The organism is Paenibacillus lautus, assembly GCF_050482385.1.
Classification (GTDB): Bacteria; Bacillota; Bacilli; order Paenibacillales; family Paenibacillaceae; genus Paenibacillus_AQ; species Paenibacillus_AQ lautus_B.
In genome coordinates this window covers 87,861-101,766 of the sequence record NZ_JBCNHV010000001.1, presented here as the reverse complement: position 1 = coordinate 101,766, position 13,906 = coordinate 87,861, and the positions used below count along the sequence as shown (strand labels likewise).

Sequence of the window (13,906 nt, the reverse complement as noted above, 5' to 3'; positions counted from 1 at the left end):
GTGGATAGGTGTGCTAAGTCAAACCATAGCGAATCAACGTCTCTTCAATCAGCGCATAACAGGTACGAAGCCTGAGAGTCCGGAGCAAGTCGTAAGAGGGCTCGGCGCTGTGCAGGCACAGGATTACCACCAAGCGGTATGGGGAATCGGTCTCCGTACGCAGTCCGCCAAGATATCCGATGTGGAGCGGGCCATGATCGATCGCAACATCGTGCTGACCTGGCCGATGCGGGGGACGATATTCTTTGTGCCTGCCGAGGATGCCAAGTGGATGCTGAAGCTGACGGAATCGCGCTTTCAAACGCATGATAAGAAGAAGCAGGTAGAACTTGAGCTTGACGAAGAAACTCTTGCTCGATGCAGCAGGATCATAGGCGAGGCGCTGTGTGACTGTACCCCTGTATCCCGTCCCAGACTGATGGAGCTGCTGGAGGAAGCAGGGATCAGCACCAAGAATGGTCGCGGTTATTATATTCTCGGATATTTGGGTCGGACCGGCATGATCTGTTTCGGCCCGCATGAAGGCAAACAGCAGAGTTTCGTGCTGCTCGATGAGTGGGTCCCGAATTCAAGGGAGCTGACGCTAGAAGAATCACTGGCGGAGCTGGCGCTTCGCTATTTTACAGGACACGGGCCTGCAACGATTCAGGATTTTGCATGGTGGGTCGGACTAACGCTCACAGACGCTAAACGAGGCTTCGATGCCGTCAAATCAGATCTTCGTTTAGATCTTGTCAACGGCACGGAATACTGGAGCTCTGTTACTACACCGGCCGCTTCTGCTGATACGAATACGGTGGTTCTGCTTCCGGGTTTTGATGAATATTACTTGGGTTACAAGGACCGCAGCGCGATCATAGAGTCCGAGCATGATGCCAAGATCGCTCCCCATCGCAACGGGGTATTTCAACCCATGATGGTCGCAGGAGGAGAAGTGGTGGGTATCTGGAAGCGGGAAATCAAACGCAGCGGCATCGAAATCACGTTTAGCTCGTTCTCGCCAATGAGTGGTCGAGAAGAGGAGATTATGGAAGCTGCCAAGCAATATAGCGATTTCATAGGACAGCCGATTACACGAATAGAATGGAATCTAGCTCTCTAAGCTATTGGCTGAGAGAAAGCTCTTAGGAGGAAGATAATGATGGAGCCGATCATGAAATTGGAATCATTGATTACCGAAATGACGGAGATTGTAACGGCGACGAGTGAGGTGGAATTCAATCTGAAGCTTGCGCCTGATAAATGGTCCAAGAAGGAGATCCTGGGCCATCTTTGCGATTCGGCGGTGAATAACCATATCCGGTTTGTAAAAATTTTGCTCTCCGATTATCCGATTGCCATTCAAGGGTATGCGCAGAACGATTGGGTCCTGGTGAACAATTACCAGGATCAATATGATCAATCGGAAGTGTTGTCGCTATGGCAGCAACTGAACCGGATGATTCTGCGTGTCATGCGCAAAGCTGACTCCTCTGATTTCCAGAAAAAATGTGTGCTGCCCGATAAAACCGAGGTCACGCTGGAGTGGTTGTTTAACGATTATGTTGATCATCTGATCCATCACCTGGAGCAAATCGAACTTTAATGTCTGCAGTAAAAATAGGTGTACGAAATGAAACGGAAGGTGTTCCTCCATGTTCAAAGTGTTGAATCTCGCCATCCGATTTATCTTGGAATTGATTTTATTATTTTCGATAGGTTACTGGGGCTTCCATTATGATACCGGACTCATGGTACAGGTCGTACTCGGTATTGGGCTTCCGCTGCTTGCAGCCGTCATCTGGGGCATGACTATCTCTCCGAAAGCAAGGATCAAGCTGCCGCTTGCCGTCGTGCTCCTTATTGAAATTCTCATATTTGCGACCGCGACTGCTTGCCTGATCGCCTCTGGTTTTGTTACGTTTGCCATCGTGTTTGCTCTTGTGGCACTGGCCAACCGCTTCATCGTGATAAAATGGAGGATGCAGCCGTAGAGATATATTGCAGATTTACATGGAGATTCCTTGTGGGAGGTGGATGAAACGGCTACCATCGGCCTTATTAGACACGGAATAACAGATTGGAATGTTCAGAATAGGGCCCAGGGTCGAAGCGATATTCCTCTTAATGCTGAGGGGAGGCAACAGGCTCAACGAATCGCTAAACGCTTAAAGAAAGCGCCTTGGGAGATCATCATCTCAAGTCCCCTGATCCGTGCAAGAGTTACCGCGCAGATCATTGCTGAAGAAATCTCTGTGCTTGATATCATGGAAGATCAACGAATCTGCGAGATTGATTGTGGACTAATTGAAGGAACCACAGAGGAAGAGAGAGTGGCGACTTGGGGACACTCCTGGCGAGATATGGACTTAGCTATGGAACGTTATGAGGATGTCGCCGAGCGAGGAACTCGGTTTTTGGAGGAAGTGATGCAAGCATATGAGAACAGGAATGTTCTCATTGTGAGTCATGGCGCAGTCATTGGATTATCCCTGCAAAAACTGCTACCCCAGCGGTTTAAAACAACCTATATGGATAACACTTCCTTAACTCTTCTAACCAAGTTCAACGGTGCATGGAATTGCTCCTTATACAACTGCACGAGGCATTTATAAGTCCGCTAAAAAGGCTGCCAGCGTCTGATAATCAGATGGAGGTGGTCTTTTTGTATGGAGTTCGGGTTTAGGTTAAAAGACGAATTAAAGTCACGTCCTTTAGTCGTTCAGGGTGATATGATGGTTGAAAGAAAAGCCTATGTTCCGGCTGTTGGATATCCTCAGTAACGTAGCGAATGGAAAAGCCAGCATGATCATCTAAAATCCTGTAGGAAAAGGAGAATAAACTTATGATTTTGAAGATCGGTATGATTGGTTTGGATACATCGCATGTCTCTATTTTCTCGAAAATGCTGCATGACAAAGCGCATCCCTATTACGTTCCAGGCGCACGGGTTACGGCGGCATTTCCCGGAGGATCACCGGACTTCGATCTCAGCATAAGCCGGGTGGAAGGGTATACGAAGGAACTCGTTGCATGGGGAACCGAAATATTGGATTCTCCGGAAGAAGTCGCCAAACAGGTCGATGCCGTCATGCTCGAAGCGGTCGACGGTAGATCACATCTGCCCTTATTTCGCGCGATTGCTCCTCATTGCCATATGGTATTTATCGATAAACCATTTGCAGTGAACAGTAAGGACGCAATGGAAATCGCCGAGCTGGCGGAGCAGTTTCAGGTTACCGTTATGAGCAGCTCGTCTCTTCGATATGCGCAAGGACTTCAGGAGGAACTGGCTCGCGGCGGAGTCGATGATATCATGGGTGTGGACTGCGCCGGACCGCTTCCCCTTCAACCTACGCAGCCGGGATTTTTCTGGTATGGGATCCACGCGGCGGAGATGCTTTACCGCGTTCTCGGACCCGGATGCCTAAGCGTACATGTCGCCGCGACCGAATTGCATGAGGTATTAACAGCGGTTTGGAATGACGGGAGAGTCGGGACGATTCGAGGCAACCGTGCAGGTAATGATCGCTTTGGGATGACGATTCATCGTACGGCGGCTAGCAGCTTTGTGGACATCATGGCGCATCCGAAACCCTATTATGCGAGTCTGCTGGAGCAGATCATGAAGATGTTCACGACAGGTGTCTCGGACGTTCCTTTATCAGAGACGCTGGAGATCATTCGTTTTCTGGAGGCGGCGAATGTCTCCCGTGAAACGGGTGAAACCCTGAAGTTGGAGGATAGCGATCTAACAGGAAGTAATAAGAATTAACGATATGTTTTGAGGGATGGAGGTTATCTGGGAGGTTGATGCGATCACCTGATAGCCTTTTTGTCCTGAAATTATACAAAATATTCCCATATGAGTGCCTTAAATAGTATGATAGACAGATCACGAAAGTTCAGCAGCTACTCATTAGCCGTGTGGAGAGGTGGTTTTTATGACGTATCATATTCGGGTGAGACCGACAGCGTTGGTGTTTCAGAATGAGCATGTGTTATTGGTCGAGTATGTTGATGAGAACGGATTGCATTACAACTTGCCAGGGGGCGGGGCAGAGCCGGGAGAGTCGATCGCAGAGGGTGCCTTGAGAGAATTGTATGAGGAAACCACGCTGGAAGCACAGACCGGACCCGTTGCATTTGTGTACGAGAATGCTCCGCATAAACAGTCTAGAGATAACATCTCGGGCATCCATACGTTATACATCGTGTTTGAATGTTATCCGCATGAAGGATCGTCCCCAAAACTTCCGGCTGCGCCAGATCCGAATCAAACCGATGTGAAGTGGATTCCGCTCGAGCAGCTGGACGACATTATTTTGTATCCGAATATTAAGAAACACATTATACAGTACGCGCAGGAACGTCGAAATATTGACATGATTGAGGATTATGTATTGGATAAATATGTGTGAATTAAACGGGTGACTAATCGAAGTCAATCTTGGAATAGGAGAAGACAATGGAGATTTTTAATATTGTAGAACTCGCACTTTCCGGACTTAGAAAGCGTTTGGATGAGAATAATATCATGCTAGTCCAAGGGCAACAAGGATATTGTGAGACAGCTCATTTTACGTTTGCAGGAGGTGCTGAGTCCGGGGAAATAAACGAATTTTTTCGTAGTTTAAATCTTTTTGCGCCATGGGACTATAAAGAGTTCCTGTTGAGGCATAACGGAGCCAGATTATTCGAACATCCCCAGTATGGGGGCGGCATTGAGCTGTTCAGCCTGGACGAAATCCGTCGGTACTATGTTAATTATGATTATATCAGCATGATTCCTAACGGATGGTATCCTATTGGTTCGGATAACGGAGATATGTTATTCATCGACTCGAATCAGTGTCATGATAGAACCTCTAATTATCTATACTGGACAGAAATGCTCTTTGTAGATAGTGCAATCGAAATTGAGATGAACTTTGAGCGCTGGTTTGAAAGGCTCTTGATTTGTAACGGGGCCCATTTCTGGGATTGGAAACGTGAAACATCCGAAAGCTATTACCGATATGTGAAGGGCTGTGTTGATAACTATAATACATATGAAGGGAAGAACATCACGCTTGATATAGAGAAAAAAGCTAGAGATTGAGAGGAGACCTTCATGAAATCGCGTGATAAAATGACCCCCTTGATCTTTCTCATCGGATATACCATGTTGCTCATTTACTGGATGATCTGGGGATTTGGGAGGACAACACAGGAGGAATTCAGTTATAATCTGATTCCATTCTCGACGATGGCAAACTATTTTCCCATTCGCAGCTTGGCTTCATTGATCAATATCGTTGGGAATATCGCTGTGTTTGTACCCTTTGGGTTGTTGATTCCTGTTGTATTTCGAATTCGATACGTTAAGATGCTGGGTTTCTTTTTAGTCGGGTTATTCGTGCTCGAAATGGCACAGTTGATCTCGCGGCGAGGAAGCCTGGATGTGGATGATTTTATTTTGAACACGATAGGTGTTACCATTGGCTATGGTTTACTTGGGGTCATCATGAAATTGAGGGGCAGATAACCGCATATTTCGATCATACATAAAATAGTTTATAACAGGCAGCAGAATGGCTTAACTACGATGTAGGGAAGTCATTCTGTTTTTTTTGTTTTTGGCTGATATGTTTTACGAAAGTTACATTCTCAACTTGGACTAGATGAAGTTGAAATGGGGAATTGTGGAAAAAATGTTGTTTGATCAGGAACCGAAGCTTACAATGATATGAGGGATTGGAAAATGTTGTGTGGAAAGGTGTGGTTTTAATGAGGGATTCCGTGTTTAGCAAGCTGACTCATGGCATAGAGTTTTCATATAACCTAAGGGATGATGTAGAATCTTTTCTCATCAAGCATGGAGAGCAGGAAACGTTCGTGCATATCATGAATGTAGTTCGAGAGGCGCTAGACACCCTATGAACAATAAAGCGATGGGCATTATTTTCATCTGTATTTCGGCTTTTTTGTACGGTATCCGGTATTTAACAGCAGCGATTGCGGGGATATACAGTCCTAGGATATTTAAGGACTTGTTATCGGAATTTGGAAAAGGACCGTTGATATTCAGCATCATCAGTTTGATTATTGGTATCTTATGCTTCATGGTTCCAATCATTCGTAAATGGCTAGAGGATGACCTGAACAAGATCAAGCATAACTGGGAGGAGCTTGACCAGCCAGATAACGCCGATAGGAGTCCATAATTGAAGATATCTTGATTTTTAAGGAGGTATATTGATGGGCGAAAACCAAGTGGCCGGCTTTTGGATCCGGCTAGGCGCCAATCTTCTGGATGGAATTATCGTGAGCCTTCCGTTATGGTTCATTGCAGGTTTGATCACTGGGAATTTTGAGAATGAGCCGATCAATAATTTGATTTACGGTTTGTATGCTATGTTGGTGCCCGTGTATTGGAATGGTTATACCATCGGCAAGCGTTTATGCGGGATTCGCATACGCAAATTCGATTTTCTTGAGCCGCCGGGCATAGGAACGATGCTGCTCCGCAACCTCGTAGCGGGAATTGTGTATACGTTAACGTTTGGAATTGGTCTCATCGTGAGTATCATTATGGTTGCGATGCGCGAGGATAAGCGTTCCCTTCACGATTTTATCGCCGGTACGGAAGTTGTGTATGATTAGGGATGAAGGGGTGTGTTCATTTTTTGCGACTACGCATCAACAGACGGCTGACGTTCACCATGATTGTTATGATGATATTGATTTCGGGTTGTTATAAGCAGAGAGTAGGCGACTCCTACGATGCGGAGCGTGTAACGGTAGAAGAAAGGGAAATCCGCGAGACAGACTATATTCAAGTTCCGTATGAGCAGCTTCTATATACCAAAACCGCCTCGGAATTTTCTTGGCAATCCCGTTCGGTTGAGCATCTTGATCCGGATATTCAACAGCTTTATGATGACAGCACAAATAGGGCTCCCGGCGGGTGGGTGCTTAAGGAAACGAGTCAGGAAATTTATATGTTGATTAGCGGAGGACAGCTTCCGTCGGCAAAAGGTTTTCGGATCGCATCCGTGAAGATGACCCGTAAACAGATAGGGGATCCAAAGAATCATCTATATATCACTTTAGCTTCACAAGCAGATGATGGCACGGAGGATTACCCTGGCCAGGCAAGCGTCACATCACTGATCCGAATACCCAAATCAGGCTTACCTCCTGGAGCCGCAATTCAAGGCATTTCCATGACTGGAGTTGATTGGATATCGCGTTTACAGTAAAAGGCATTGTCTTTGATATGGATAATACGCTGCTGCATTCCAGCATTGATTTTGGCGCAATGAAGAGGGACATATACGCTTTTCTAAGCCAACACAGAATCTTGCCTCAAGGTCTGTCCATGGACACCCATACCACCTCAACCATCATAGCTGAAGCAATGAATACGGGGCAGCTGACGGAAGAGCTGAGCTGCATGATGTGGGATATCGCCAAGGATCATGAGATCCAAGGGATGATAGGAGCAAAACTTGAAGATGGAGCTAAGGAGCTCGTCCAGCAATTACATGGACAGCTGCATCTGGCCATTGTGACGAATAATGCGGTAGAAGCAGCGATGACTGCATTGGAAGAGAACCGGATTGCTCATTACTTCGATCTCATTATCGGCAGGGAAGCCATGGGCTTATTAAAGCCTGCACCGGATGGATATATCGCGGTACTCCAGCATTTTTCGCACACTTCCCCAAAGGAGTGGCTGTCCGTGGGTGATGCCTGGGTGGATGGCAAAGCCTCGGAGAGCGCCGGAATCCCATTTATCGCGTATCGCGCGGATATCGCGAGAATGAACCACATGGGTGTTTTTCCGTTTGCCGAGATTCAGCATATACAAGAAGTCATAGGTTATCTTCAGCCGCGTATCACTAAATAAATCTCGGAGGTGCCGTCACTTGTGCTGAGTTTTATAAAAGAAATTCCAGAGGGTATACAGATTGGCAGTGTACACTGCGTTCCCCACAGAGCCGGTATTCTGTCGGGCATGTTGGCCGAGGTTACGTGATGAGATGGTATTTGTCCCATGTGTCTCTGACTTTATTTGTCTGCATCACCCTGATCACACTCTACAGCTTCATGTTTCCACCTGAGGCAGGCAGTCCCTTGCAGGGACTGTCGTATGCGTCGATTCTTCTGTTGTCGCCCGTTGGGATTCTGTTGGCACTCGTTAGCAAACATCGAGGTGAACTCTCGCGAATCCGTATTACAGCCATCGTAGGTCACTCCATGCTGCTATTATTTCTATTTCTATATATGACACTGGGATACCTGATCCTCGGTGTGTAGGAAACCGAGGGACAAGTTATGTCATATTAATGACTCTATAGAATACCTTTACCATCTCCCTTCTCAGAAGTTGTATAATCATGGAAGATGTCTAAATCATAATGACCCAGTCTTGGACCGAGCTGATCTAAGCCTGGGCTTTGTCACATACTGGACGGCTAAGGAGGCATTGCTTCTTGATGAAGAAAAGAGCATATATTACCGACCTGGATGGAACGCTTCTACGATCAGATCAGACACTTTCACCCTATACTAGGGATGTTATCGCGAATGCGCTGGAGCAGGACGTGGTTGTCACTTATGCCACTGCCCGGGGCTATATTAGCGCTCAAAGCGTCGTCTCGGATATCCCCTGGAAGTACCCGCTGATTCTATATAACGGCGCTTTGATATATGACGGGATGAATCGAACGGTAATCGATGGATCCTGGCTTGAACGGGACATCTCGAATGAGATTATCGACGTAGGGAGGAAGTTTGGTATTACTCCTTACTATTTTTCATTGGATGCGGATCATCGTGAGCGTGTTTTGCATGAGACGCTGCGGAGAGAGGGAGAGAAGGCTTTTTATCATAGTCGGCCTCATGATCCGCGATTTATGGAAGTGCAGACCCTGAACTGCCCGCCGAATTACCGGACGCTAGCTCTTACATACATTGGACATTATGAGGAATTGGAGCCGATACGGTGCGAGATTATGGAATTATTCGGTGATGTGATTCATGCTCATATGATGCCGGATTACTACATCCATAACCATTTTTTCCTGGAATTCAGTCATGCCAAAGCAAACAAAAGAGACGGACTCCAATTATGGTCCACCCATATGGGTATAGATCTGGAGAGCACGGTGGTCTTCGGTGACCACATCAATGATGTGGGGCTGTTTGAAGCCGGAGGCACCCGGATCGCGGTGCGAAACGCGCATGAAAGGATACGGCAGCTGGCTGACCATATTATCGACTCGAATGAACTTGATGGCGTTGCCCATTATATCCAGCGACAGATGGAACTGTCGGGAGAGAGTATCATCATATCCACTCCGGGAGGACAACTGTGATGTTGAGAACATCACAGTTCATAAACCCTCTGTCTTATCGAAGTTAACTTTAACCAGCTCGGCAAAAGCGGAAAATGCCTTGTTCCTGAACCGGTCATTGCGCCGGATCAGGCTTGTCGCGGTATGCCGGAAGGCTTCCGGGATCGAGAAGCTGCCCATATCCGCAAATTCTCCGCTCAAGACGGAGGTGGGCAGCAGCGTAGCTGCAAGACCTGATCGTACGATGCCTAATTGGGTCTCTAACGATGAGACTTCGATCATATTGGTCAGCGGAATTCCTTCGCTTAACAGCCAACCTTCGAGAATGCTTCGAAACGGGCAACCCGCCGGTGCAACGGCCCATTTGGTCACCGCCAGATCGGGAAAGGGCTGTTCCTTCGATTTGATCAGCAGCTTAACCTCGTCCTTTTCTACATAATCGGCGACCAGCTTCGGCGGTATGTTTCCTGTCACAAATGCCCCGTCCAACTGATAGTTTAACACTTGGGCAATCAGCTCCGAAGAGCTGCCAGTCAAGAGCGATAGCGCGACGTCCGGGTACATGGTTTGATAGTCTGACAAGGATTTAATGAAATGTCCGCAATGCACCGTATCCACGACGCCAATGGTTAAAGAACCGCTTGGATAAGGCGTTTCCTGTACAGCCCGTACTGCTTCTTCCGACAGATTGAGAATGGAACATGCATAGTCCCGGAACATGCGCCCTTTTTCCGTCAAGGTCACTCCATTGGAGTGTCGGTTAAATAAGGGAATTCCCAGTTCATTCTCGAGCTTTTTGACCCGGGCCGTAACATTGGACTGCACATATCCAAGCTGCTCCGCAGCGCGGGTGATATTCCCTTCATCGGCAATTTTCAGAAAAACCTTCAGATCGGTAAGCTCCATGCAAACCTCCCTCTCTCTCCTTCAGGCATCACTAAAAATGATGACATCATTATTATTTATCATTATACGGTATGCCATTTTTAGATTACAATCACAACGACATCATAAATATTTTCATGCAAATATAGAGTGGAAGGATGTTGGAGGATGAAAAAGGCATGGTGGCTCTTATTATTGGCGGGGGCACTGGAGGTTGTATGGGTATCCGGTTTGAAGCATTCCGATACCTGGTGGCAGTGGATCATTACCATCGCTTCGATTATATTCAGTTTTAAAGTTTTTCTGGACTCTGCGGCTAAACTTCCCATCGGTACGGTATATGTGATCTTCACAGGACTCGGGACAGCCGGTACGGTGCTGGTGGAGATTCTCGTGTTTGGCGAGCAGGCAAATCCAATCAAGCTGCTACTAATTGGCATGTTGGCTGCAGGGGTGTTGGGACTAAAACTGGTCACGAAAGATATGGATAATCAGGCGAAGGAGAGTGGTGCGTAATGGAATGGATCGCTCTGATCGCCGCAGGGTTATGTGAAGTGTTGGGTGTGATCGCATTAAGAAGGGTGAGCCTGACTCGCAGCTTGGGCTCCTACATTTTTTTAGCCTGTTCGCTTGGTTCGAGTTTCCTGCTACTGACGTACGCGATGGCCTTTATTTCCATGGGAACCGCTTATGCGATTTGGACGGGAATGGGGACGGCCGGCAGCACCCTGCTGGGGATGTTTGCGTTTGGAGAACCGAAGGAAGCCCGTCGGGTTTTCTTCATTGCTTTAATCCTGGCTTCAGCGATTGGTCTTAAGATTATTACGTAATCAATCGGGGCGTGTAGAATTTCATAGACCTGTGAAGGATATTGTGATTAGCATATAGAATTTAGATATAGTTTGGTGTTTTGAATCCATGCGATCAGACGCCAGGATGCATTTTTTATATGGGAAAGGACAGGTGTATCTTATGAAATTCAGCGAATATCGCTATGAACGCCCCGACGTAAAAGCTTTTGAGCAAAAGTTTAAAGAACAGCTTAACGCCTTCACCACCGCCAGCACATATGAGGAGCAGGATGAGGCGATGACCCGCATTAACAAACTCCGCAGTGAGATGGATACCCTGAGTCAACTGGTGTACATCCGTCACTCGATTGATACGAACGACGAGTTCTATAAGGCAGAGCAGGATTTCTTTGACGAGAATGGCCCGGTCATTCAGGAATACATAACGGATTATTATCGGGCCCTCGTAGATTCGAAATTTAGAGCTCAGCTTGAGGACAAATGGGGACGGCAGCTGTTCCAGCTGGCAGAGCTTTCCCTCAAAACCTTCAGTCCTGAGATAATCGAGGATTTGCAGCAGGAGAATAAACTGACAACGGAATATACGAAGCTGATCGCTTCCGCCAAAATTCAGTTCGAAGGCGAAGAGCGTACCCTGTCGCAATTGATTCCTTTCCAGCAATCGACGGATCGTAATATGCGTAAACGTGCTATGGAAGCGTCCAGCGGTTTCATGGCTGAGAACGAAGCGAACTTTGACCGTATCTATGATGATCTGGTTAAGGTGAGAACCAAGATTGCCAAGAAGCTAGGATTTAACAATTATGTAGAGCTTGGTTATGCCCGCATGGCCCGCACGGATTATAACGCGGAGATGGTCGCGAATTTCCGTAATCAGGTGCTGGAACACATCGTTCCCGTTGCAACCAAGCTGAAAGAACGTCAGCAGAAACGAATCGATGTGGATCAACTGCTGTACTACGATGAGAACTTCTCATTCAAATCGGGGAATGCAACACCGAAGGGTGATCCGGATTGGATCGTCAACCATGGCGCGAAGATGTATGAAGAATTATCACCGGAAACTCATGAATTCTTTACCTTCATGCAGGAGAACGGCCTCATGGATCTGGTTGCCAAGAAAGGCAAGCAGAGTGGTGGATACTGTACCTATATTAGCGAGTACGGCGCACCGTTTATTTTCTCCAACTTTAACGGGACTTCAGGTGATATTGATGTGCTGACGCACGAAGCCGGTCATGCGTTCCAAGTGTATGAGAGCAGAGGTTTCGAGGTACCGGAGTATGGGTTCCCAACCTATGAGGCGTGCGAAATCCATTCCATGAGTATGGAATTCTTCACATGGCCGTGGATGGACCGCTTCTTCGAGGATGAGGCGGATAAATACCGCTTCGACCATCTCGCAAGCGGACTTATCTTCATTCCTTACGGGGTCACGGTTGACGAATTCCAGCACTTTGTTTATGAGAATCCGGATGCTACGCCGGCTGAACGGAAACAAGCATGGCGTGAGATTGAGCGGAAATATCTGCCGCACCGGAATTATGATGACAATTCCTATCTGGAGCAAGGCGGGTTCTGGCATAAGCAGGGTCATATTTTTAGTTCGCCGTTCTATTATATCGATTATACGCTGGCTCAAATCTGTGCATTCCAGTTCTGGAAGAAGATGCATGAGAATCAATCCGCTGCATGGGCAGATTATCTGAACCTATGCCGTCAAGGTGGAAGCAAGTCCTTCACCGAACTGGTGAAGGTGGCAGGCTTGATCTCCCCATTCGAGGATGGCTGTGTCACTTCCGTCATTGGCAGCATCGAAGCTTGGCTCGACAGTGTGGATGATGCAGCTCTTTAAATCGTAAATAAGTATGGCTAAGACATGCAGGAGAACACGACTGAGTACTTTACTTAGGTGTTCTTCCTGCATGTTTTTAATAGAGAGCATCTCTATATATGCCTTACTCACTTATGGCTCATGAATTAGGAGGATTAAAGCATGATTACATACAAACCGTTAAGCGAGCTTCCGATTCGGGAAGTATCGGAGTTGTGGAATCACTCATTTGAAGGATATATGGTTAACGCCTCGATGCCGCTGGACCGCTTCATAGCCCGTATTGGAAATGATGGTCTGTGCATGGAGAGATCACTCGCTTGTTACATGGATGGCGTACCGGCCGGCATCGTCATGAACAGCTTCCAGGAGGAAGATGGCGTTAAGATTGCACGTAACGGCGGGACAGCGATAGCTCCCGATTTCCGGGGGAAAGGAATCGGCAAAAACATGATGGAGAAAAACGCCGAGCTCTACGAAGAACAAGGCGTCCATCGGGCCTATTTAGAGGCGATCAGCACGAATGCGCCAGCGATCCGTCTTTACGAAAGCGTTGGGTATGAAATCATCGATCGGCTTCTCATCATGACGAATGAACAGTCCATTGAAGAACAGCGTGCACAGGATGCGTCTTTAAGGTATACGCTCGTCAGAAGCCTAGCCGCGGAGGCTGCCTCCGTAGCTTTTTATCGATCCGGTGAAGTCTGGCAGACCGACGCTTCCAGTATCAAGGACGGCGAATGCGTTATTGTATATGAAGGGGAAGAACAGGTGGGTTACGGTTTGTTTAAGCGGGTGTTCGATGCCCAAGGTCGTTTGGCAGCCATTACGCTATTTCGCTGCGAGGCCGCTCCAGGACACCCCGATGCAGAAGCTGTAATGAGGACGGCGGTGCTGGAGATGATACAACCCGGTTATACCTGCAAGCGATCCGCATTTAACATTCGGACTTCGAATCAGGAACTGGTGAACGTGCTGCAGGAGTTTGGATTTACGATCTCGATGGAGCAGGTGCTTATGATTCATGAATACAGCGCTATATAGGTTGTATG

The 13,906-nt window shown here is 47.3% G+C and carries 19 protein-coding genes; 18 read left to right on the top strand and 1 reads right to left on the bottom strand.

Going from position 1 to position 13,906, the window contains the following annotated elements:
• The first annotated feature begins 10 nt into the window (after positions 1-10).
• The 14 genes from ABEW73_RS00545 to ABEW73_RS00480 all read left to right on the top strand — a co-directional run bounded on the left by ABEW73_RS00545 (position 11) and on the right by ABEW73_RS00480 (position 9,344).
• A complete protein-coding gene (locus tag ABEW73_RS00545) occupies positions 11-1,102 on the top strand; it encodes a winged helix DNA-binding domain-containing protein (protein WP_430172750.1) in 1,092 nt (363 codons plus the stop codon).
• 36 nt (positions 1,103-1,138) lie between these two features.
• Positions 1,139-1,585, top strand: coding sequence for a DinB family protein (locus ABEW73_RS00540; RefSeq protein ID WP_430172752.1), 447 nt, complete (start codon positions 1,139-1,141; stop codon positions 1,583-1,585).
• A gap of 49 nt (positions 1,586-1,634) precedes the next feature.
• Positions 1,635-1,973: a YrdB family protein gene (locus ABEW73_RS00535; RefSeq protein WP_430172754.1), complete on the top strand. Its 339-nt coding sequence runs from the start codon at positions 1,635-1,637 to the stop codon at positions 1,971-1,973.
• 39 nt (positions 1,974-2,012) lie between these two features.
• The gene (locus ABEW73_RS00530; protein ID WP_430172756.1) at positions 2,013-2,594 is read left to right on the top strand and encodes a histidine phosphatase family protein; all 582 of its coding nucleotides are present in this window, start codon (positions 2,013-2,015) and stop codon (positions 2,592-2,594) included.
• A gap of 230 nt (positions 2,595-2,824) precedes the next feature.
• Entirely contained in the window at positions 2,825-3,754 is a 930-nt protein-coding gene (locus tag ABEW73_RS00525) for a Gfo/Idh/MocA family protein (protein WP_430172758.1), read from the top strand.
• 169 nt (positions 3,755-3,923) lie between these two features.
• Positions 3,924-4,400: an NUDIX domain-containing protein gene (locus ABEW73_RS00520; protein WP_430172760.1), complete on the top strand. Its 477-nt coding sequence runs from the start codon at positions 3,924-3,926 to the stop codon at positions 4,398-4,400.
• Positions 4,401-4,447: 47 nt separating this feature from the next.
• Positions 4,448-5,080 carry an SMI1/KNR4 family protein gene (locus ABEW73_RS00515; protein WP_430172763.1) on the top strand — a complete coding sequence of 211 codons (633 nt, stop codon included), beginning with the start codon at positions 4,448-4,450 and terminating at the stop codon, positions 5,078-5,080.
• A 12-nt stretch (positions 5,081-5,092) separates the two neighbouring features.
• Positions 5,093-5,506 carry a VanZ family protein gene (locus ABEW73_RS00510; RefSeq protein ID WP_430172765.1) on the top strand — a complete coding sequence of 138 codons (414 nt, stop codon included), beginning with the start codon at positions 5,093-5,095 and terminating at the stop codon, positions 5,504-5,506.
• Between the two features lie 391 nt (positions 5,507-5,897).
• Entirely contained in the window at positions 5,898-6,185 is a 288-nt protein-coding gene (locus tag ABEW73_RS00505) for a hypothetical protein (protein ID WP_430172767.1), read from the top strand.
• Between the two features lie 34 nt (positions 6,186-6,219).
• Entirely contained in the window at positions 6,220-6,624 is a 405-nt protein-coding gene (locus tag ABEW73_RS00500) for an RDD family protein (protein ID WP_430172769.1), read from the top strand.
• Positions 6,625-6,647: 23 nt separating this feature from the next.
• Positions 6,648-7,223, top strand: a complete 576-nt coding sequence (locus tag ABEW73_RS00495) for a hypothetical protein (RefSeq protein WP_430172770.1) — start codon at positions 6,648-6,650, stop codon at positions 7,221-7,223.
• A gap of 17 nt (positions 7,224-7,240) precedes the next feature.
• A complete protein-coding gene (locus tag ABEW73_RS00490) occupies positions 7,241-7,873 on the top strand; it encodes an HAD family hydrolase (RefSeq protein ID WP_430172772.1) in 633 nt (210 codons plus the stop codon).
• Between the two features lie 128 nt (positions 7,874-8,001).
• Entirely contained in the window at positions 8,002-8,283 is a 282-nt protein-coding gene (locus ABEW73_RS00485) for a hypothetical protein (RefSeq protein WP_430172773.1), read from the top strand.
• Between the two features lie 179 nt (positions 8,284-8,462).
• The gene (locus ABEW73_RS00480; RefSeq protein WP_430172774.1) at positions 8,463-9,344 is read left to right on the top strand and encodes a Cof-type HAD-IIB family hydrolase; all 882 of its coding nucleotides are present in this window, start codon (positions 8,463-8,465) and stop codon (positions 9,342-9,344) included.
• 18 nt (positions 9,345-9,362) lie between these two features.
• Here ABEW73_RS00480 and ABEW73_RS00475 read toward each other — a convergent pair whose 3' ends face one another.
• Entirely contained in the window at positions 9,363-10,229 is an 867-nt protein-coding gene (locus ABEW73_RS00475; RefSeq protein WP_430172776.1) for a LysR family transcriptional regulator, read from the bottom strand.
• Between the two features lie 147 nt (positions 10,230-10,376).
• Here ABEW73_RS00475 and ABEW73_RS00470 point away from each other — a divergent pair, with 147 nt between their 5' ends.
• From ABEW73_RS00470 to ABEW73_RS00455, 4 genes are all read left to right on the top strand, one after another.
• The gene (locus ABEW73_RS00470) at positions 10,377-10,724 is read left to right on the top strand and encodes a DMT family transporter (protein ID WP_430172778.1); all 348 of its coding nucleotides are present in this window, start codon (positions 10,377-10,379) and stop codon (positions 10,722-10,724) included.
• A complete protein-coding gene (locus tag ABEW73_RS00465) occupies positions 10,724-11,038 on the top strand; it encodes a DMT family transporter (RefSeq protein WP_215163136.1) in 315 nt (104 codons plus the stop codon). The genes ABEW73_RS00470 and ABEW73_RS00465 overlap by 1 nt, the downstream gene beginning before the upstream one ends.
• A 142-nt stretch (positions 11,039-11,180) precedes the next feature.
• Positions 11,181-12,875: a M3 family oligoendopeptidase gene (locus ABEW73_RS00460; protein ID WP_430172779.1), complete on the top strand. Its 1,695-nt coding sequence runs from the start codon at positions 11,181-11,183 to the stop codon at positions 12,873-12,875.
• A 141-nt stretch (positions 12,876-13,016) separates the two neighbouring features.
• On the top strand, positions 13,017-13,898 hold the full coding sequence (locus tag ABEW73_RS00455; RefSeq protein ID WP_430172781.1) for a GNAT family N-acetyltransferase: 882 nt from the start codon (positions 13,017-13,019) through the stop codon (positions 13,896-13,898).
• The last annotated feature ends 8 nt before the right edge of the window (positions 13,899-13,906 follow it).